19 protein-coding genes are annotated in these 19981 nt (G+C 68.5%); 2 read left to right on the top strand and 17 right to left on the bottom strand.

From position 1 onward, the window contains the following. Together N536_RS38865 and N536_RS0118895 are read right to left on the bottom strand one after the other, a co-directional pair. Positions 1 to 320 (bottom strand): DUF222 domain-containing protein (locus N536_RS38865; protein WP_036436964.1); only part of this gene is annotated, 320 nt, incomplete at its 3' end. A 43-nt stretch (positions 321 to 363) separates the two neighbouring features. Next, on the bottom strand, positions 364 to 1908 hold the full coding sequence (locus tag N536_RS0118895) for a phospholipase D-like domain-containing protein (RefSeq protein WP_029115039.1): 1545 nt from the start codon (positions 1906 to 1908) through the stop codon (positions 364 to 366). Positions 1909 to 1983: 75 nt separating this feature from the next. Between N536_RS0118895 and N536_RS0118900 the strand changes: the two genes are divergently transcribed. Beyond that, on the top strand, positions 1984 to 3213 hold the full coding sequence (locus N536_RS0118900; protein WP_029115040.1) for a serine hydrolase: 1230 nt from the start codon (positions 1984 to 1986) through the stop codon (positions 3211 to 3213). A 25-nt stretch (positions 3214 to 3238) separates the two neighbouring features. Beyond that, positions 3239 to 3961, top strand: coding sequence for a type 1 glutamine amidotransferase (locus N536_RS0118905; protein ID WP_029115041.1), 723 nt, complete (start codon positions 3239 to 3241; stop codon positions 3959 to 3961). Here N536_RS0118905 and N536_RS0118910 read toward each other — a convergent pair. The 15 genes from N536_RS0118910 to N536_RS0118980 form a co-directional block, all read right to left on the bottom strand. Beyond that, positions 3943 to 5232 (bottom strand): DUF1731 domain-containing protein, encoded by a 1290-nt coding sequence (locus N536_RS0118910; protein WP_029115042.1) that lies wholly within the window; start codon positions 5230 to 5232, stop codon positions 3943 to 3945. The genes N536_RS0118905 and N536_RS0118910 overlap by 19 nt on opposite strands. A 64-nt stretch (positions 5233 to 5296) precedes the next feature. Beyond that, positions 5297 to 5659 (bottom strand): hypothetical protein, encoded by a 363-nt coding sequence (locus N536_RS38870; protein WP_036436967.1) that lies wholly within the window; start codon positions 5657 to 5659, stop codon positions 5297 to 5299. 11 nt (positions 5660 to 5670) lie between these two features. Continuing rightward, complete coding sequence (locus N536_RS0118920; protein ID WP_029115043.1) at positions 5671 to 6495, bottom strand: DivIVA domain-containing protein; 825 nt, start codon at positions 6493 to 6495, stop codon at positions 5671 to 5673. A gap of 181 nt (positions 6496 to 6676) precedes the next feature. Continuing rightward, a complete protein-coding gene (locus N536_RS0118925) occupies positions 6677 to 6967 on the bottom strand; it encodes a YggT family protein (protein WP_029115044.1) in 291 nt (96 codons plus the stop codon). Positions 6968 to 7075: 108 nt separating this feature from the next. After that, entirely contained in the window at positions 7076 to 7726 is a 651-nt protein-coding gene (locus N536_RS0118930; protein ID WP_029115045.1) for a cell division protein SepF, read from the bottom strand. Between the two features lie 64 nt (positions 7727 to 7790). Then, the gene (locus N536_RS0118935) at positions 7791 to 8543 is read right to left on the bottom strand and encodes a YggS family pyridoxal phosphate enzyme (RefSeq protein ID WP_029115046.1); all 753 of its coding nucleotides are present in this window, start codon (positions 8541 to 8543) and stop codon (positions 7791 to 7793) included. Further along, positions 8540 to 9241: a peptidoglycan editing factor PgeF gene (pgeF, locus tag N536_RS0118940; protein ID WP_029115047.1), complete on the bottom strand. Its 702-nt coding sequence runs from the start codon at positions 9239 to 9241 to the stop codon at positions 8540 to 8542. Before pgeF ends, N536_RS0118935 begins: the two co-directional genes overlap by 4 nt. A 44-nt stretch (positions 9242 to 9285) precedes the next feature. Next, positions 9286 to 10428 carry a cell division protein FtsZ gene (ftsZ, locus tag N536_RS0118945; RefSeq protein WP_029115048.1) on the bottom strand — a complete coding sequence of 381 codons (1143 nt, stop codon included), beginning with the start codon at positions 10426 to 10428 and terminating at the stop codon, positions 9286 to 9288. Positions 10429 to 10627: 199 nt separating this feature from the next. After that, positions 10628 to 11545 (bottom strand): cell division protein FtsQ/DivIB, encoded by a 918-nt coding sequence (locus tag N536_RS0118950; protein ID WP_029115049.1) that lies wholly within the window; start codon positions 11543 to 11545, stop codon positions 10628 to 10630. Next, positions 11542 to 12945 carry a UDP-N-acetylmuramate--L-alanine ligase gene (gene murC, locus N536_RS0118955; RefSeq protein WP_369798450.1) on the bottom strand — a complete coding sequence of 468 codons (1404 nt, stop codon included), beginning with the start codon at positions 12943 to 12945 and terminating at the stop codon, positions 11542 to 11544. Before murC ends, N536_RS0118950 begins: the two co-directional genes overlap by 4 nt. 38 nt (positions 12946 to 12983) lie before the next feature. Continuing rightward, positions 12984 to 14156: an undecaprenyldiphospho-muramoylpentapeptide beta-N-acetylglucosaminyltransferase gene (murG, locus tag N536_RS0118960; protein ID WP_231514577.1), complete on the bottom strand. Its 1173-nt coding sequence runs from the start codon at positions 14154 to 14156 to the stop codon at positions 12984 to 12986. Beyond that, positions 14153 to 15670 (bottom strand): putative lipid II flippase FtsW, encoded by a 1518-nt coding sequence (gene ftsW, locus N536_RS0118965; protein ID WP_197040185.1) that lies wholly within the window; start codon positions 15668 to 15670, stop codon positions 14153 to 14155. The genes murG and ftsW overlap by 4 nt, the downstream gene beginning before the upstream one ends. A 158-nt stretch (positions 15671 to 15828) precedes the next feature. Continuing rightward, entirely contained in the window at positions 15829 to 16908 is a 1080-nt protein-coding gene (gene mraY, locus N536_RS0118970) for a phospho-N-acetylmuramoyl-pentapeptide-transferase (protein ID WP_029115053.1), read from the bottom strand. Beyond that, the gene (murF, locus tag N536_RS0118975) at positions 16905 to 18440 is read right to left on the bottom strand and encodes a UDP-N-acetylmuramoyl-tripeptide--D-alanyl-D-alanine ligase (RefSeq protein WP_029115054.1); all 1536 of its coding nucleotides are present in this window, start codon (positions 18438 to 18440) and stop codon (positions 16905 to 16907) included. Before murF ends, mraY begins: the two co-directional genes overlap by 4 nt. After that, complete coding sequence (locus N536_RS0118980; RefSeq protein ID WP_029115055.1) at positions 18437 to 19969, bottom strand: UDP-N-acetylmuramoyl-L-alanyl-D-glutamate--2,6-diaminopimelate ligase; 1533 nt, start codon at positions 19967 to 19969, stop codon at positions 18437 to 18439. Before N536_RS0118980 ends, murF begins: the two co-directional genes overlap by 4 nt. Positions 19970 to 19981 lie beyond the last annotated feature (12 nt).

Genomic DNA, 19981 nt, shown 5'->3' on the forward strand with positions numbered 1-19981 from the left:
GCGATGATCGTCGAGACCATCCGAAAGTCGATCGTGCCCCGCAGGAACACCGTCGCCACCATCGGTAGCCGCTCACACAAGGTGCGCCCATAGTTGATCTGGCCCACCGCGCGGGCATGGCTGACGTTCTGCGCCGCCGACACCTCCGCAGCCACCTCGGCGGTCACATCGGTACGCCACGTATTCCACTGCGCCAACTCCACCGCCCGACGGGCATACAACCTGCCCACCGCCAGCAACCGCTGCGCGGTCGCCGTCGACTCATCACGCGTCGCCTCACCCATCACCTCGATGAGCTCACACTCCGAACCATCGAACACATGTGCGATTATGCCAGCCGGGTCCGACACGCAAGCGCGGAATTCACAGCCGGCCCTTGATCCGATCTCGCCACGACCGCCCGTCGGGGTCGTAGACGGCCCGATACAACGGTTCAGCCCACAACCGCGTGAGAACGCCCAGCCGTTCCGGCTCATGCGACCGCAGCCGGCCAGGCGGCCGCGGCCCCCTGCGACCGGACGCATGCCACTCGTCCAACGCCCGTGCCGAGGCCACCATCTCCTGCACCGCGGTTTCGGGATCGACCAATCCGCCGTCCTCGCTACCGTCCTCCGCACGGTCGGTGTGTTCACGCATCAGTCGCAGCCGCAGATCGCGTGCGAACTCACCCGTGTCATCGAGTACCGCACAAGACAATTCGCTGTCGTGCGTCCATGACCTTCGGTTGAAGTTGTCGCTGCCAACCGACGCCCAGACGTCGTCGACGACGCAGACCTTGGCGTGCACGTAAACCGGTGTGCCCTCATGGTTCTCGATGTCGAACACGTGCACCCGCTCCGGGTCGGCCTCCTTGCAGGCGTCGATCGCCTGTCGGCGGCCAATCTTGTTGGGCGGCAACGCCAGCCGCCCGTCCACATCGGGATGCCTTGGCACCACGGCGATCAAGTGCAAGTCGGGATTGTCCGCCAGGGCGCGGGCGAACAGCTGCGCGACCCGCTTCGACCACAGGTACTGGTCTTCGACGTAGATCAACCGCCGCGCACGCTTGACCGCCTTGCTGTAGCCGCGCGCGACACTGCGCTCACCGTGCGGCGCGAAGTCGTACTCGAAGTGCGCATCCGGATAGGTGCGCAACACCTGCACCGCATGCGGCCCGCAAGGCGGCGGATCCGGCGGCTGCTCGGGAAGCTTGCCCACCTTCAGGTCCGCGCCGCGCAGCTTGTCCTCGATCCACGCGATGGGCGACAGCATGTCGAGAGGTGCCGGGTCGTTCCAGCGCTCCCGGAACGTCGTATCGAGCGCGCCCACAACCGGTCCCCGTAGTTGCAGCTGCACGTCGTGCCACGGCGGATGCTCGCCGTAGCTCTTGGCCATCTGCACCGCCTGCGGGTCGCCCCGGTGCGACGCGTCGTCGCGGCGCGAGTGACACAGGTCGATCCCCCCGGCGAACGCCACGTCACGCGCAGGTTCGCCCGGATGCCGGATCACCACCAGCTTCTGGTGATGCGATCCACCGAAGCGCACCCGCTGATCCAGCAGCACCTCGCCGCCAGCCTCTTCGATCGCCTCGCCGAGGTGTTGGTTCTCTTCTTCGCTGTAGGCGAACTTGTCGAGATGGGACCGCCACACCAGACCCTTGACGACGACGCCGCGCCCAGCGGCGCTGCTGAACACCTCACGGATGGTCGGGCCGCCGTCGCGCATCCTCTGGTCGGGATCGCCACGCCAGTCCGTGAAGAACACGTAGTCACCCGATCGCAACGCTTCGACTTCGGTGGCAAGCCGGTCGAAGTACGTCGAACCGTGTATCAGCGGCTCAGCCCTATTGCCCTCACACCAGGCAGGCACCCGCGACGCAGGATTGCCGCGCTCCGCGTCGGTGAGGAACCAGTCGGCAAGTCGAGACACTGGCGCAGAATGCCCAATTGACGCGCAAGTTAAGCGAACGTCGTCCGGAACCCCCGCCTTCTGCCAAGATCGGGCATGAGATTCGCCGGGCGCGCGTGTGCCGTCATCAGCGCGTTCGTTCTGGTGACCGCGTGCAGTCCCGCCATCACCCCGCAGGCTCCTTCGACCACGACCGCCGACAGCGCCAAGGCGGACGCGGTGATGCGGATCGTCAACGAGGTCATGGCACAGTCGCACCTCAAGGCCGTGATCGTCCGGGTTACCGAAGACGGCAGGGAGGTCATCACGCGCGCCGCCGGCGAGTCGATGACCGGCGTGCCCGCCACCCCTGCCATGCACTTCCGCAACGGCGCCGTCGCGATCTCGTACGTCTCGACGTTGCTTCTGCGCCTCGTCGACGACAAGAAGGTCGCACTCGACGACAAGCTCTCGAAGTGGTTGCCCGACGTGCCGAACTCCGACCGCGTGACGTTGCGCCAGCTCGCTCAGATGACGTCGGGCTACGTCGACTACGTCATCGGCAACACGGAGTTCGAAAAGGCACTGTACGAGAACCCGTTCCGGCAGTGGGAGCCAGGCCAACTGCTCGGCTTCGCCACGTCGCGTCCCCTCTTCTACGAGCCGGGCACCAACTGGAACTACGCCCACACCAACTACGTGCTCCTCGGCATGGCGCTGGAGAAGGCCACAGGCGAGGACATGCCGAAGTTGTTGCACGACAACGTGCTTGCGCCCCTTGGACTGACGAACACGGCGAACTCGTTCACCCCGGAGATCCCTGCGCCGGTCCTGCACGCGTTCACCAGCGAGCGCCGCGAAGCGCTCCGAATACCCAGTGGCGCACCGTTCTACGAGGAGTCGACGTACTGGAATCCGTCGTGGACCATCACGCACGGCGCCATCGAGACGTCCAACATCTACGACATGGAGGCCAGCGCCGTCGGGATCGGCTCGGGCAGGCTGCTGTCGAAGGAGTCCGCCGAGGCGATGGTGTCCACCGACCTGCGGGGCAAGACGCGTGCGCAACCCGGTTGCGTGACGTGCGCGCCGATGACTGACGTCTATACCTACGGCATGGGCATCGTGATCTCCGGGGACTGGCTGCTGCAGAACCCCTTGTTCGCGGGCGAGGCTGCCGTGATGGCCTACCTGCCCTCGCGCAAGATGGCCATCGCCGTGGCCGTCACGTACGAACCCGAGGCGTTCGACGACGAGGGAAGCTACGCCAACTCGGCCGATACGCTGTTTCGCAGGATCGGCGCCGAGCTCGCTCCCGAGCACGCCCCTCCCACTCCGCCGAAGTGACGGCCGTGCGGAACAATGGGTCACCGTGGCTCCCACCGTGCTCTTCATCCGCAACGAACACCTCGCGACCGAAGCCATGCTCGGCGACGCGTTCACCGAATCGGGCTTCGACGTCGAGACGTTCACCGTGGTCCCGGCCGAGTCCGTCGACCAACCCGCCATCGACGTCACCTTCCCCGACCCGGCTCGCTACGACGTCATCGTGCCGCTCGGTGCGCGTTGGGCGGTGTACGACGAGGCGTTGCGCCGGACCTGGATCGCTGCCGAGATGCAGATGGTGCGGGACGCGGCAGCAGCCGGGGTGGCGACGCTGGGCGTGTGCTTCGGCGGTCAGCTTCTCGCGCAGGCGTTCGGCGGATCGGTGGCACGGTCGGAGGTACCCGAGATCGGCTGGTACGACGTGGCAAGCGACGACGAGGAACTGATCCCCGGCGGTCGATGGTTCCAATGGCACTTCGACCGATGGGTCCTCCCGCCGGGCGCCACCGAGATCGCCAGGACCGCGAACTCGTCGCAGGCCTTCGTGCTCGGCAAGGCGCTGGCCCTGCAGTTCCACCCGGAGCTCGATGACGCACTACTGGAGCTGTGGCTGACCGCCGACCGGGACGGTGACGTTGCCACCTTGGGCCGCACGCACGACGAGTTGCGCGCGGCGACAGCCGAATTGCAGACCAGTTCGGCCGAGCGGATCCGACGGCTGGTGCGCGGCTTCACCGATCGGGTGGTCCGTCAGCCGTGCCCGAGCTGATGGGCGAGCGCGGCCTCGATGACGGGCTGCCGAAATCGATGCCCGATGGCCTGCAACTTGACCGGCATGACCCGCTGATCGGTCAGCGCCAACTGTCGAGCACCCTGCTCCCCCAACAACATTCGCGAGCCGGACGATAGAACCGGTAGCACCGCGGGGCGGCGCAACACGCGCGCTAGCGCCTTGGTGTAATCGACGTTGCGCACCGGGTTCGGCGCCACTGCGTTGACCGGTCCGGCGATCCGCTCGTCGTAGACGGCGCGGTAGTACACGTCGAGGAGGTCGTCGAGGCCGATCCACGGCAACCATTGCCGACCGTCGCCGAGCCGGCCGCCCAGCCCGGCCGCGAACAGCGGGCGCAGCCGCCGCAACGTGCCACCCCGCGCGGCCTGGACGATGCCGGTGCGCACCAGGACGACGCGCAGTCCCGCCTCCTCGGCAGGCGCCGTCGCCGCCTCCCCGTCCGCGATGGCGTCGGCCGGGAACCCGCGCCCCCGGCCGGTGTCCTCGCCCAGCACCGCGTCGCCTCGATCGAGTCCGTAGATCCCGACCGAAGAGGCGCCGACGAACACCCGCACTCCGTCGGTACGCCCGGCCAGCTCAGCCAGGCCACGCGTCGGCTCTCCGGCGAGGTGCACGACCGCGTCCACACCGTGCAGCAGGTCGGGCGCAGGGCGCTGCGGGTCCCACCGGCGTTCGTCGGCGTCGCCGGGCGCACGCCGAACCAGCCGGATGACACGATGCCCGCCGGTGCTCAGCAGCGCCGTCAGCGCCGACCCGACCAGGCCCGACGCTCCAGTGACGGCCACCACGAACGAGCCGGAGCCCGATTCGGCGGCGCCGCGATGCGCCGCGAGGTCGTCGGCCAGTTGGCGGTGCCGGTAGACGAACGTCGAGCGCAGCGCAGCGGCCGGGACGGGCGCCTCGACCCGATCCCTCACCCGGGTGCGCGCCGATCCGGCGTCGTCGAAGTCATGGGTGTGCCGCCACCGGACCACCAGACGGGGCGGCAGGGATCGTGGGCCGTCCGACGAAAGCACGTCGACGAAGCGGCGCGGCGGGTCATAGCCGCCCGCGTCGTGCCGCGCCACCCAGCGCAGCCCGCCGGGTAGTCCGAGGATCGCCCGCCCATCGGCCAACGACGTCGTCTCGGCCACCACCGTCATCGGCTGCCACGGGGGAACCAGCCGCCGCATTGCGCCCCGGCGGCCATGCCAGGCGAACACCTCGTCCAGCGGATGGTCGACCACACTCTCGAATTCGATGCCCACGAATCCCCTGGTCCGTGCCGCGTAGCCGCTGAAATTCCTTGCGGCTCAGTCGATTCATCCGACGTTAGTCGGTCTTGGAGCGTGAAGTCTCTTCGTCGTGCTCGTCCACGGAAGTCGTGTCGGCTTCCGGCTCGGCCTCGGGCTGCGTGGTGAACTGCGACGTCGGCTCATCCGGATAGTCCTCGGCAGCCTCGGGATGGGCGAACGCGGTGGTCTCCGCATCGGCGTCATCCGAGTCGTCGGAGTGATCGGCGTCCTCGTGGTCGGCGCCCTTGGAGCGTTCCCGCAACGCGTCGACGATGAGCAGCAGAACCCCGATGACGCTGGCGCCGATGCACACCCAGGCGATCAGTTCGTTGCTGGTGACGACGGCGGTCACCAGGGCGGCCAACCCGATGACGGCGAGGACGAGCGCGATGATCAGCATCAATCAGCCGGTCAGTTGTTGCCCCGGTTGAACTGGTTGAATCCGCCGCCATCGTTGTTCGCGGTCGAATCAACCGGCGCCGCAGAGCCGCGCTGGCCGAGTTCCTCGAGCTGCGACTCCAGGTACGTCTTGAGCCGGGTGCGGTACTCGCGCTCGAACGTACGCAGCTGCTCGAGCCGGCTCTCCAGCACCGTGCGCTGCTGATTGATGGTGCCCATGATCTCGGAGTGCTTGCGTTCGGCGTCGGCCTGCAGTGCGTCGGCCTTTTCCTGAGCTTGGCGCAGCTGTGTCTCGGACCGCGTCTGCGCGTCGGACAGCAGCGCGTCGGCGCGGGCCTTGGCCTCGGAGACCGTGGTCTCGGCGGTCTGCCGAGCCTCGGTCACCATGGCGTCGGCTTGTGCACGGGCGTCGGCGAGCATCTTGTCCGCCTCGGCCTTCGCAGTGCCGGTCAGCCTGTCGGCGGTGTCCTGGGCCAGACCCAATATCTTGGCGGCCCTGACGTGGGAATCGTCGCCGGAGGGCGCGGGCGCCGCCGGGGGCGCCTCGTACACCGGCTGCGGCGGCGGAGCCGGAGCGGGTTCCGGCTCGGGCTCGGGCTGATACAGCGGGATGGACTGAGTGGACTGAGCCCCACCACCGCTTGCCCTGGCGCTCGCCAGGTCCTGATCGAGTTCGGCGACGCGCTGGCGCAGGTCCGCGTTCTCCTCGATGAGCCGAGTCAGCTCGTTCTCAACCAGGTCGAGGAATGCATCGACTTCGTCCTCGTTGTAGCCGCGCTTGCCGATGGGTGGCTTGCTGAACGCGACATTGTGGACGTCTGCTGGTGTGAGCGGCATTGTCTGCCCCCTTGAAGTCTGGACCGTCAACTGGTCTCAAAGTGTAGAGCCATGAGTGAGTAGTAACTGGCGTCCATCCTGTCACAGCAGACCCGGCGGTTGCATGAGAGGTAGAGAATTAAGAGCGAATTTCAATCTTGACCGCGCCGAATATCGACTCCGGCAAACCGCTCCTGCAGTGTCAGGCCGCCGCGCCGAACGCCAGCTGCATGCCGACGAAGGCTGCCAGCAGCAGCACCATGATCGACAGGTCGAACCGCACGGCACCTATCGTGAGCTGGGGAATGATCCGGCGAAGCAGCTTCACCGGCGGATCGGTCAACGTGAGGATGACCTCGAGGACCACCACGGTGAAACCCTTCGGGCGCCAATCGCGGCTGAACGAACGGATGAATTCGACTACGACCCTGGCGATGAGCAGCAGCCAGAAAACAAACAGCGCGAAGCCCAGGATCTCGAAGAACAGCGCCAACTGGGCGACCTCACTCCAAGCAGTGTGACATTGAATACAAGCAGGCATACAGGTGGTACGACAAGCGATTTGCCGTCAGCCTACCCGTCGCGGATGAGACCGCTCGGCCTACTGGTACGCGTAGAACCCGGCCTCGGCGATGCGCTTGCGTTCCTCGGCGCTGACGTCCGTGCCAGAGGGTGACAACAGGAACACCTTCGTCGCGACCTTGTCGAACGAACCGCGCAGTGCGAACGCCAGTCCGGCCGCGAAGTCGACGAGGCGCTTGGCGTCCGCGTTGTCCATCGAAACCAGGTCCATGATCACGGGGGTGCCGTCGCGGAAGCGCTCACCGATGGTGCGGGCCTCGCTGTAGTCCTTGGGCCGCAGCGTGGTGATCTTGGCCAAGGGGCTGCCCTCTTCGAACAGCGCAGCCATCCGGCGGGGCTCCATCGCCACCGCGCCACGGGTCGCGCCGCGCAGTGTGTTGAACCGCGGGCGCTCGAACTCGCGCCGGCCGCGGAAGGATTCCTCTTCGAGGTAACCGCCGCGGTATCCGGCCGGAACTTCGGCGAACTCGCGCTCGAACTCGCGGCCACCGACGCGCTCCTCGTAGCCCCTGCTCTCGAGGCGGCCGTAGCCGTCGTCTTCGAAGCGATCTTCGCGGGGCCGCCGGGCGTAGGGCCGAGGCGAACGGTCCTCGTCGTCGTAGTACTCGTCGTCGTAGTCGTCCATCGGCGCCATACCGAAGTAGGCCTTGACCTTATGCAGTGTGCTCATCGGAGACCCTTCTGATGACTGAGGTGCGTGTTGTCTGTGATGAAGATGTGACTGGAGTGACTACTCAGGGTGACGTTAGAGGACGTTGCCCGAGAAGCGCGGTACCGACACGCACACACGTCGAGCCATGTCGTACCGCCGTCTCGAGATCCGCTGACATGCCTGCCGATAGACCGAGCCGCTGCTGGTAGGAACGCTGTACCCGCCCCAATTCCGCCTCGAGGCGGGCGAACGACGCGTCAGCGTCGGCCTCCAGTGGCGGGACGGCCATCAACCCGGCGAAGTCCAGCCCGTCGGTCCCGTCGGCGAGGCGGCAGAGCTCGTCGACGAGATCGGGCCGACCGACGTCCACACCACCGCGCGCCGGATCGCCGTCGAGGCTCAGTTGGATGTAGACGCGCAACGGTGCGCTGCGCCTGCCGTCCTCGAGCGCCGCGGTTGCCGCCCGGCCCAGAGCGCCGACGAGCGCGGAACCGTCCACCGAGTGGGCGGCGTAGGCCCAGCCGGCGACGGTGCGTGCCTTGTTGCGCTGAATCCTGCCGATCATGTGCCAGCGAATTGGCGCAGTGGACGCTTCCTCAGACCAAAGTTCAGCGACTTCGGCGACCTTATTCGACGCTTCTGGTTCACGGGATTCGCCGAATGCAGTGCATCCGAATTTGCGAAGGATAATGACATCGGAGGCCGGAAAGAATTTCGTCACCGGGAGTAATTCAATTTCATCGGCGTCACGCCCGACGGCCGCCGCAGCGCGCTCGAGCCGCGCCCGCACCGCAGCCAGTGCCGCCGCCAGTTCGGCTTCCCGAGGGCTGCTCATTCCATCCACACCAGCGACGCCAGCCGTCCGGTCGGGGCGCCCCGCCGGTGACTGAACAAGGCGTCGTCCTCGATGGTGCAACGCGGATCGACCCCGACCGCCGAGACGCCCAATCCGTTTAGCTGTCTTGTGATTCCGGCCCTGATGTCGAGCCCGGCGGTGCCTGCCGAAGTCGTGGTCCGGCTCCCCGGCAGCGCCGCCTCCACCTCGGCGGCCATGTCGGCGGGCACCTCGTAGTTGCGCCCGCTGGCGGCCGGGCCTAGCAACACCGAGATGTCCTCGGCATGCGCACCAGCGCCCAGCATCGCCTCGACCGCCCTGACGACGACCCCGTTCTGGGCGCCGACGCGGCCGGCATGCACCGCGGCCACCACTCCGGCGCGTGCGTCGGCCATTAATACCGGAACGCAATCGGCGCTCACCACCGCCAAAGCCAATCGCGGTTTCGTCGTCACCAATCCGTCGGTGTTTTCGACCGTCGCGCCGGGACCGTCCACCACTACGACGCGGTCGCCGTGCACCTGATGCATCCAAACGATGCGCCCCGGGAGCCCGATCGCTTCGCCCAGCCGCCGGCGGTTCGCCGCGACGGCCCCGGGATCGTCACCGACGCCGTCCCCCATGTTGAAGCTGTCGAACGGTGGCGCCGAGACTCCGCCGGATCGGGTGGTGGTCACGCGTCGAATCCGTACATTCACGATTTCTCAGTATTCCGGCGAGGCGCTGCAGCCCTCCGGACGGCCTAGTGCCGCATGAAGGGCGGCACGTCGACGTCGTCGTCGTCATCACCGCCGCCACCGATGCTCACCGTCGCCCCGTTGGTGTGCAGCGGCACACTCGCCGGGTCGGCGGGCTCGAAGAGCTGCGAGGAGGAGACCTTGCCTGACTTGCCGGGGGCCATGGTCTGCCCTGCGCCGACGACCGGCTTGCGGCTCGGCCCCGAAGCGTCGAACCCTGCCGCGATCACCGTGACGCGGACCTCGTCGCCGAGGGAGTCGTCGATCACGGTGCCGAAGATGATGTTGGCTTCGGGGTGCGCGGCATCCTGCACCAGCGATGCCGCTTCATTGATCTCGAACAACCCGAGGTCGCTGCCGCCCGCCACCGACATCAGCACGCCCTGCGCACCCTCCATGGACTGCTCGAGCAGCGGTGAGTTGATCGCGATCTCGGCGGCCTTGAGCGCACGGCCATCGCCTCGGGCAGCGCCGATGCCCATCAGTGCGGTGCCCGCGCCGGACATGATGCCCTTGACGTCGGCGAAGTCCACGTTGATCAGGCCCGGGGTAGTGATCAGGTCGGTAATGCCCTGCACCCCGTTGAGCAGCACCTCGTCGGCGCTGCGGAACGCGTCCATCAATGAGACGGCGGCATCACCCATCTGAAGGAGCCGGTCGTTGGGGATCACGATGAGGGTGTCGCAGCTCTCGCGCAGCGTCGTAATACCGATCTCGGCCTGATTGCTCCGGCGCTTGCCCTCGAACGAGAACGGCCGGGTGACGACACCGACGGTGAGCGCGCCGAGCTTGCGCGCGATGGTCGCAACCACCGGCGCGCCTCCTGTGCCGGTGCCACCCCCTTCGCCGGCGGTGACGAACACCATGTCGGCGCCGCGGAGCAGCTCCTCGATGTCGTCCTTGGCGTCTTCGGCGGCCTTGCGGCCGACTTCCGGGTCAGCGCCCGCGCCGAGGCCACGGGTCGAGTCGCGCCCTACGTCGAGCTTGACGTCGGCGTCGCTCATCAAGAGGGCTTGGGCGTCGGTGTTGATGGCGATGAACTCCACGCCCTTCAGACCCTGTTCGATCATCCGGTTGACGGCATTCACGCCGCCGCCACCGATGCCGACCACCTTGATGACGGCGAGATAGTTGTGCGGGGGCGTCATGGGTCGTGTTCCTCCCTGGTTGCCTTCGTGGTGCCGGGTCTGTCGCAAACCCTCAACCTCAACCATAGGCTTAGAGTTATGTCAAGTAGATCCGTGCAAACAGAACGGTAGGGCGACGGCGCGGCGTAGCCATGCAGGCGCGCCGACGCGCGTGTCGAGAATTTTGCGCAACCCGCGACCCCGAAGACGCCGCTACGACCTACTTGACGGTCGGCAGATCCGGACTGGACACGTCGTAGGTCCGCCCTGGCTGAGTCAGCAGGGCACCCAACTTGAGCGCCTTCTCCTCGGTGCGGTCGGTGGTGCCCCAGATCACTTCCCTGCCATCCATGAGTGTCAGGGTGATCGCCGCGACGGAAGGCGCAGCGATCCGGCCGACCTGACCCGCCACCTCGGGACGCAACGCAAGCAGCACCTCGAGCGCAGCCTTGGTGGGGTCGTCGTTCGGGCCCGGGTTGTCGGCATCCAGGTATGGCAGGCCCGGCGGTGGCGGGGCGGTGGCGAAGTCGACGCCGTCCCTGTCGAAGAGGTGCGGGCCGTCCGGATAGTCCTTCACGACGACGGGGACGCGCTCGACGACGGTGATGCGCAGCGTGGACGGGTACTCGCGTTGCACCCGGGCACTGGCCACGCGCCGGATGGTCGCAACCCGCTCGGCAATGGCATCGGTGTTGATCTGCAGCAGTGGTGTTCCCGGCACCACGGCGGCCGCCTGTTCGACTTCTTCCTGACTCACCACGTTCAACCCGGTGATCACCGTGACGCGGGCGGCCATGATGGGCGTGAAGTACAGCAGCAGGCCCAGGCCCACCGCCACCACGCTGGCCAGCGCCGACCACATCAGCACCTTCAGACCCCGGATCACGCCTCGCGCAGGGGCTTTCGTCTGGTCAGCCGGTTGCCCGACCACACGCTTCTTGGCTTCCCGGCGAGCCTGCTCGATCGCGGTCGCCCTGGCCTGCGCGGCGCGTCGCTCCTCGCGCTCGCGCCTGGCCCGACGCCGGGGACCCTCGAAGTCGGGCTCGGCGGCGGGTTCGGCGGCTTCGCCGGTGTCGGTGACTTCGGCGGTATCGGCGTCGGCGGTATCGGGCCCGTCGGCGTCGCTGGGCCCGGTCATTGCGGTTGCGGTCCCGGCGCGCGGCGGTTGGCCTCGACCTGCAGGGCGGTCAGGATCTCCTGACCCAGCAGCGTGACGTCGCCGGCACCCATCGTGACGATCACGTCGCCAGGACGAGCCGCCGCGGCGACGGCGCCGGCGACGGCCGAGAAGTCCGGTACGTAGCGCACACGGGCCGTCACGTGGTCGGCGATGCTCGCGCCGCTGATCCCGGCCAGCGGTTGTTCGCGGGCCGCATACACGTCGAGCACGAATACCTCGTCGGCAATGGACAGCGCGGCCGCGAACTCTCGCGCGAATGCCTTTGTCCTGGAATACAAATGGGGCTGGAACACCACGATGGAGCGGCCCTCACCCGCGACGGCGCCGACGGCCTCCAGCGTCGCGCGGACCTCCGTCGGGTGGTGTGCGTAGTCGTCGAACACCCGGATGCCTGCGGCGATGCCCACCGACTCGAAGCGGCGCCGCACGCCCTCGAAACCGGCGAGGCCGTCGAGCACCGCGTCGACGTTGCCGCCGACCTCCCTGGCGGCGAGCAGTGCGCCCAACGCATTGAGTGCCATGTGCCGACCCGGTACCGCGAGCCGCAGTCCGCGTGGATGCGCCTCGCCCGCCAACTGGATGGTGGCCACACTGCCGGTCCCCTGTTGCTCCCAATTCAACAGGGCCCCTGCGAGTTCCGGATCCGCACCGCTGCCGTAGCGCAGCACGCGCACACCTCGGGCGGTGCACCGTTGCGCCAACGCGGCGGCCCCGGAGTCGTCAGTGCAGACCACCAGTGCGCCGTCGGGCCTCAGCCGCTCGACGAAGTCGTCGAACACCGCGTGATAGGCCTCGACGGTGCCGAAGAAGTCCAGGTGATCGACCTCGACGTTGGTCACGACCGCCACGTCGGGGGTGTACTCGAGCAGCGAGCCGTCGCTCTCGTCGGCCTCCGCGACGAAGCACCCTCCGCTGCCGTGGTGGGCGTTGGTGCCCGCCTCGCCGAGGTCGCCACCCACTGCGAACGACGGGTCGAACCCGCTGTGCTGCAAGGCGACGATGACCATCGAGGTCGTCGTGGTCTTGCCGTGCGTTCCGGTCACCATCACGGTGGTGTAGCCGTCCATCAGCCGAGCCAGGACCGTCGGCCGCATGATCACCGGAACCCCACGACGGCCCGCCTCGACGAGTTCGGGGTTGGTCTTCGGGATTGCGGCGTGCGTGCTGACGACGGCGGTCGGGCCGCCGGGCAGCATGTCGAGCGACGACGCGTCATGGCCGACCCGGATCTGCGCGCCGCGGGCCCGGAGTGCTGCCAATCCGCGCGACTCCTTGGCATCGGAGCCCGACACCTGCCCGCCCCGGTCCAGCAGGATGCGGGCGATACCCGACATTCCCGCTCCCCCGATGCCGACCATGTGCACGCGCGCCAGCTCGGCAGGCAGCGCGGGGACGCTCACCGCGAGCGCCTTCCGACGGCATGGGCCGCGACCTGTATTGCGACCTCGGCGACTCGCTGGGCGGCATCGCGGTGACCCGCCAGGGCCGCCGACGTCGTCATCGTCGCCAGCCGCTGCGGATCGCTCAAGAGTCCGGCCACGGTGTCGGCGACGAAAGCCGGTGTCAGGTCGGCGTCGTCGACGATCAGGCCGCCGCCGGCATTCACCACGGGTAGGGCATTGAGTCGCTGCTCACCGTTGCCGATCGGCAGCGGCACGTACACAGCGGGCAGACCGACGGCGGTCACCTCGGCGACCGTCATCGCGCCGGACCGGCAGATGGCCAGATCGGCGGCGGCATAGGCGAGGTCCATCCGGCTGAGGTACGGCACGGCGACATACGGCGGATCACCGGTGTCCGGCTCGCGAAGGTCGAGGACGTTCTTCGGACCGTGCGCGTGGAGCACCGAAACACCGGCTGCCGCAAGGCCTTTCGCTGCTGCGGCAACGGCGCGGTTGATCGACTGCGCGCCCTGGGAGCCACCGAACACCAGCAGCACCCTGGCGTCGTCGGAGAAGCCGAAGTGCGCGCGCGCCTCGGCACGCAGGGCGGCGCGATCCAGCCCGGTGATCGTGGCCCGCACCGGCACCCCGACGACTTCGACGTTGCCGAGGCCCGGATCCGGGACCGCCGACAGCACGCGGACCGCCGTACGGGCACCGACCCGGTTGGCCCAACCGGCGCTGGCGTTGGCCTCGTGGACGACGACCGGCACCCGGCGCCTGCCACGCACGCCACCACGGGCGGCGAGGTAGGCGGGCAGCGCGACGTAGCCGCCGAAGCCGATCACCACATCGGCCGCGACGTCGTCGAGCACGGCACGTGTCTGCCGGACCGCGCTGCGCACCCGCATGGGCAACCGGATGAGGTCACCCGACGGCTTGCGTGGCAGCGGCACCGGGGTGATGAGCTCCAGGTGGTATCCGCGTTCTGGCACCAGGCGAGTCTCCAGCCCGCGCTGCGTTCCGAGCGCGGTGATCCGGATCCCCGGATCGAGGGCCATCAGGGCGTCGGCGACGGCCATCGCCGGCTCCACATGCCCTGCGGTCCCTCCACCTGCGAGAACCACGGAGATCCCCTGGTCACTTCGCTCCGGCCGCCGGGGTGCGGAAATGGCGGGGTCGTTCACCCGTAACGATGGCCTTCCAATGAGCGAGCCCGACGGCCCGGTTCGTGTTGACGGCCTCCATGATGCCCTGAGCGTCGCACCGGTCCGTCGGCCGCATGGGCGGTTCGCCTCCGGTCGTCCTTCGCCGACGCGCGCGCGGACTTGGCCTTGGCCTTGGGCTTGGCTGCGGGTTTCGGCTTGGCCGGCGTCGTGGGCCGCGTCCGCAGCCGGTCGCGGGCCGCTTCCAGTCGGGTCGGCACGTAGGGCTCTGGCATCGGTAGCCGCAGCAGGCGGTTCACCCTGTCCTCGCGGCCCGCGCGCAACGCCGCCACCGCCTCTGGCTCGTGTCGTGCGGCGTTGGTGATCACGCCCATCATGAGAAGCGTTGTGGCCGTCGCTGTTCCGCCCGCGGAGATCAGGGGCAACTGCAGCCCGGTGACCGGGAGCAACCCCACGACGTACCCGACGTTGATGAACACCTGACCGAGAATCCACAGTGTGGTCGTTGCCGTCAGCAGCCGCAGGAACGGATCGGCCGAGCGCCGGGCGATCCGCATGCCGGTGTAGGCGAACAGCCCGAACAACAGCAGCAGCCCGACCGCCCCGACCAGCCCGAGTTCCTCGCCGATGATCGCGAAGATGAAGTCGTTGTGCGCGTTGGGCAGATAGTTCCACTTGGCGGTTCCCTGACCCAGGCCGTCGCCGAACACGCCGCCGTTGGCCAGGGCATAGCGGGCCTGCCGAGCCTGATACCCGGAGCCCTGGGAATCGTCGCCAGGGTTGAGCCAAGACTGCACCCGGTCGGACCGGTAGCCCGCCGACATCGCGAGGACTGCCGCGGACAGCATGACGGCCACCAGCGAACTGGCGAACACCCGCAGGGGTAGGCCCGCGTACCAGAGCAGCCCCAGCAAGATGATGCCCAGTGACACCGTCTGGCCGAGGTCGGGTTGCAGCACGATGAGGAAGAGGGCCAGCACAGCCGCGGGAACGAGTGGAAAGAGCATCTCGCGCAGCGATGCGCGTTCCAGCCGCCGCGCTGCGAGCAGATGCGCACCCCAGATGGCGAACGCGATCTTGGCCAGCTCCGACGGCTGCATCGAGAAGCCCGCGACGACGAACCACCCGCGAGAACCGTTGGCCTCCTTGCCGATTCCGGGGACGAGCACCAGAACCAGCAGGACCATCGTGACGGCGAAGCCGGGGAAGGCCAGCCGCCGCATGAGGTTCACCGGCATGCGCAGCGCCGCGTAGAACGCGACCAGGCCGACGAAGGTCCACAGCACCTGCTTGGCGAAGATGACCCACGGCGAACCGTCGGCATCGTAGGAGTGCACCCCGGACGCCGAGAGCACCATGGTCAGACCGAGGGTGACGAGTAGTGCCGCCACGGCGATGATCAGGTGAAACGACGTCATCGGACGGCTCAGCCAAACCCCGAACCGGGTGCGCGGCACCGTCGGGGCCTGCACTGGGCCGGTCTGGTCGGCGGCCGTCTCCGGGCCGCCTCGTCGTAGCCGCAATCGGGCGAGGATCGTGCTCATTCCCTACCTGACCACTTCGATAACAGCAGTCACATAAGCAACAGCAGACTCGTTTGCCCCTTGCACCCCAAAATCCTCCCCCGTCACCCCCGTAACGCCGGGGACATCCGACGCGTGTCGCGAAATGCACGCGGCGGCTCAGGCGCCCGCTACGCCCCGACGGCGGCCAGCCACTCGCTGTAGAACAGCGCAACGCCGAGACCACAGGCGATCGCCGTCAGCAACCAGAACCGGATGATCACCGTGGTCTCGGCCCACCCGACCAGTTCGAAGTGGTGATGGAAGGGCGCCATGCGGAACACCCGCCGTCCCGTCGTGCGGAAGGCCATGATCTGCACCACGACCGACGTCACCTCGGCAACGAACAGCGCCCCGAGGACGACGGCCAGCGTCTCGGTGCGGCTCGTCACCGACAGCCCGGCGATTATGCCGCCGAGCGCCAGCGAGCCCGTGTCCCCCATGAAGATCTTCGCTGGGGCGGCATTCCACCACAGGAATCCGATGCACGCACCGGCGGTGGCCGCGGCGACGAGCGCCAGATCCAGGGGGTCGCGCACGTTGTAGCAACCCAGGCCGGGGCTCGTCGCGCACGCGTTGCGGAACTGCCAGAACGTGATCAGCACGTAGGCGGCGGTGACCATCGCCATGGCACCCGCGGCCAGCCCGTCGAGTCCGTCGGTGAAGTTCACCGCGTTCGACCATGCACTGACCAGCACGACGGTGAACAGCACGAACACCGTCGGCGCCAGCGTCACCGTGGCGATCTCGCGCACGTAGGACAGCTCGGCGCTGCCCGGGGTCAACCCGTCGGAGTTGCGGAACTGCAGCGCCAGCACGCCGAACAGCACCGCCGCGACCAGCTGGCCGACCGTCTTGGCGGTCTTGTTGAGGCCGAGATTGCGCGCGCGGCGGATCTTGATCATGTCGTCGACGAATCCGACACCACCCAGCGCCGTGGCCAAACCGAGCACCAGCAGACCCGACGCGGAGGGGCCACGCCCGTCGAGCGCGAGCCCGACCAGGTGGGTGCCCAGGTATCCGGCCCAGATGCCTGCCAGGATCGCGACGCCGCCCATCGACGGCGTGCCGCGCTTCTTGTGGTGACTGGGCGGTCCGTCCTCGCGGATCTCGTGGCCGAACCCCTGCCGGGTGAACAGCCGGATCAACGCGGGCGTCAGCAGGATGGACACCGCCAGCGCGATGCCGACGGCGATGAGGATCTGTCTCATGCGCCGGTCACATTTCCCGGGTCGCTGCGCTCCTGCCCTCCGGAATCCCCGGCGAGCGCATCCGCCAACTTGGCCAGCCCCGCGACCTTGGACGCCTTCACCAGCACCACGTCCCCCTCGCCCAGTTCGGTTCGCAACAGCTCCAGCGCGGCGTCGGCGTCGGCGACCATCGTGGACTCACTGCCCCACGACCCCTCCATCACCGCCCCGTGATGCATGGCGCTCATTGCCCTCCCCGTTCCGACGACGACGAGTCGAGACACATCTAAGCGCACGACCAATCGACCGATGCTGTCATGTTCGGCTATCGCGTCGTCGCCCAGTTCGGCCATCTCGCCGAGCACCGCCCAGCTGCGGCGCCGATCGCCGCCGTCGGCCGCACCGGACTTTGCCATCCAGGCGAGCGCCTTGAGCCCGGCCCGCACCGAGTCGGGGTTGGCGTTGTAGGCGTCGTTGATCACCGTCACCCCGTCGCCGCGGGTAGTCACCTGCATGCGGTGGGCCGACACCGGCCCCGCCGCGGCCAGCGCGGCCGCGACCTGATCGAGGCTCGCTCCGCACTCGAGCGCGACGGCAGCCGCGCACATCGCGTTCGACACCTGATGGTCGCCGTGCACCGCGAGTTCGATGGGGACTTCACCCGCCGCGGCGTGCAGCGTGAACCTGGGCCGGGCCAACTCGTCGAGGACGACGTCACCGGCCCACACGTCGGCGCCGGGCGAACGCGATACGCGGACCACCCGCGCTGCCGTCTTGTCCGCCATGGCTGCCACCGCACCGTCGTCGGCGTTGAGTATCACCACACCGGAGGACGGAACCGACTGCGCCAGTTCGGCCTTCGTCTCGGCGATGGCCTCGCGCGAGCCGAACTCGCCAAGATGCGCGGTGCCGACGTTGAGCACCACCGCGATGGATGGCGGGGCGATCCTGGCCAGTGCGGCGATGTTGCCGCGGTGACGCGCCGACATCTCCAGGATCAAATAGTCGGTGTCGGTGGTCGCGCGCAGCACCGTCCACGGATGCCCCAACTCGTTGTTGAACGAGCCCGGTGGTGCCACCACCGTGCCCAACGGACGGAGCACGGCGGCCAACAGGTCTTTGGTGGACGTCTTTCCCGACGAACCGGTCACCCCGACGATCGTCAATCCGCCCGCGACGAGTTCCGCCGCCACGGCGGCCGCCAGTCTGGCCAGCGCGGCCAGTACCGCAGCGCCCGCCCCGTCCGTGTCGTGCTCGAGCACCCCGGCAGCCGAGTCGACGTCGTCGCCTGCGGGTGACACCACGATGGCGGGCACGCCCACCGGACGCGCGGCGAGCACGGCCACGGCGCCTGCCGCCACTGCTGCGGGGGCGAAGTCGTGTCCATCGGACCGGGCCCCGGGAAGCGCGAGGAACAGCCCGCCCGGCGCGACGGCGCGGGAATCGAATTCGACGGAGCCGGTCACGCGGATGGTGGCGGCGTCCACGGGCGACACGTCGGCGAGCTCGCCGCCGACGATGTCCGCTATCTGGGCAAGCGTCAGGTCGATCATGACCGGTACCCCGCAGCCTCGAGCGACCGAGCCAACTCCTCGCGGTCATCGAACGGCCGCGTATCCCCATGGCTGGTCTGGCCAGCCTCGTGGCCCTTGCCCGCGACGAGCACCACGTCACCGTCGCCCGCCCAGCGGACGGCGTAGTCGATGGCCTCGCGCCGGTCACCGATCTCCACGACGCTGGTCGACGGGCCGGCGACCGCAGACGCGCCCTTCAGAATGGTCGCGCGGATGTCGGCGGGATCCTCGTCGCGCGGATTGTCGTCGGTGACGACGACGAGGTCGGCGAGTTCCGCGACCACCCGGCCCATCGGTTCACGCTTGCCGGGGTCCCGGTTGCCGCCCGCGCCGAACACCACCGCGACGCGCCCCTGGCCGCGTGCCCGCAACGTCTCGAGCACCGCCCGCAACGCGCCCGGCTTGTGTGCGTAGTCGACGAGGGCCAGGAAGTTCTGGCCGCGGTCGATCGGCTCGAGGCGGCCGGGCACGGTGGCCGTCCGCAGCCCGGGTGCGGCCTGGTCCGGCGACACGTCGACCGCGTCGAGCAGTGCCACCGCCAACAGACAGTTGGCCACGTTGTAGCGCCCGGGCAATCCGATGTGAATCCCGTGGTGCACGCCCGCGGGGTCGACGGCCAGGAACTGCTGGCCGCCCTTGTCGACGGCGCGGACTTCCTCGGCCCGCCAGCCCGCCTCGCGGTTCACAACACCGACCGTGACCGGCCGATCCGCCAGCGCCGCGATGGTGCGGCCCGCATCGTCGTCCACGCACACCACGGAAACGTCGGCGTGCGTAGGCGATTGGGGATCGAACAACCGCGCCTTGGCCTCCAGGTAGGCCTCCATCGTGAGATGGAAGTCGAGGTGGTCACGCGACAGGTTGGTGAACCCTCCGACTTCGAAGTGCACCGCATCCACCCGCCCCAACGTCAACGCATGGCTCGACACCTCCATCACCACGGTGTCCACTCCCCGTTCGAGCATCACGGCCAGCAACGCCTGTAGGTCCGGGGCCTCGGGGGTGGTGAGGGCACTCGGCTCGTCGCGGCCGTCGATCCTGATGCCGACCGTCCCGATCAAACCCGCCACCCGACCCGCGGCACGAAGGCCGGCCTCGACCAGATAGGTAGTCGTCGTCTTGCCGGAGGTGCCGGTGACGCCGATGACGCGCAGCTGCCGAGACGGATGACCGTAGACGGCCGCCGCCACCTCGCCGAGCACCGTGCGCGGCGCCGGGTGGATCAGCACCGGCACGCCGATGTCGACAGCGAGCACCTCGAGGCCGGTCGGATCGGTGAGCACCGCGACCGCACCCCGGTCCACCGCGTCGCTGGCATAGGTGGCGCCATGGACGGACGTGCCGGGCAGGGCTGCGAACAAGTCGCCCGCTTCGGCGTCCTGGCTGCGCAGCGTCACCCCGGTGACGTGGACGCCGGAGCAGTCCGATTCCGCCCATCTCATCCCGTGCACACGTCCCACCAGCGATGCGAGGTCATCCCCCTGGGGGTGGCTGGGACGCAACTTCATGGCCTAGACACA

Source organism: Mycobacterium sp. URHB0044 (assembly GCF_000620625.1).
Lineage (GTDB): Bacteria > Actinomycetota > Actinomycetes > Mycobacteriales > Mycobacteriaceae > Mycobacterium.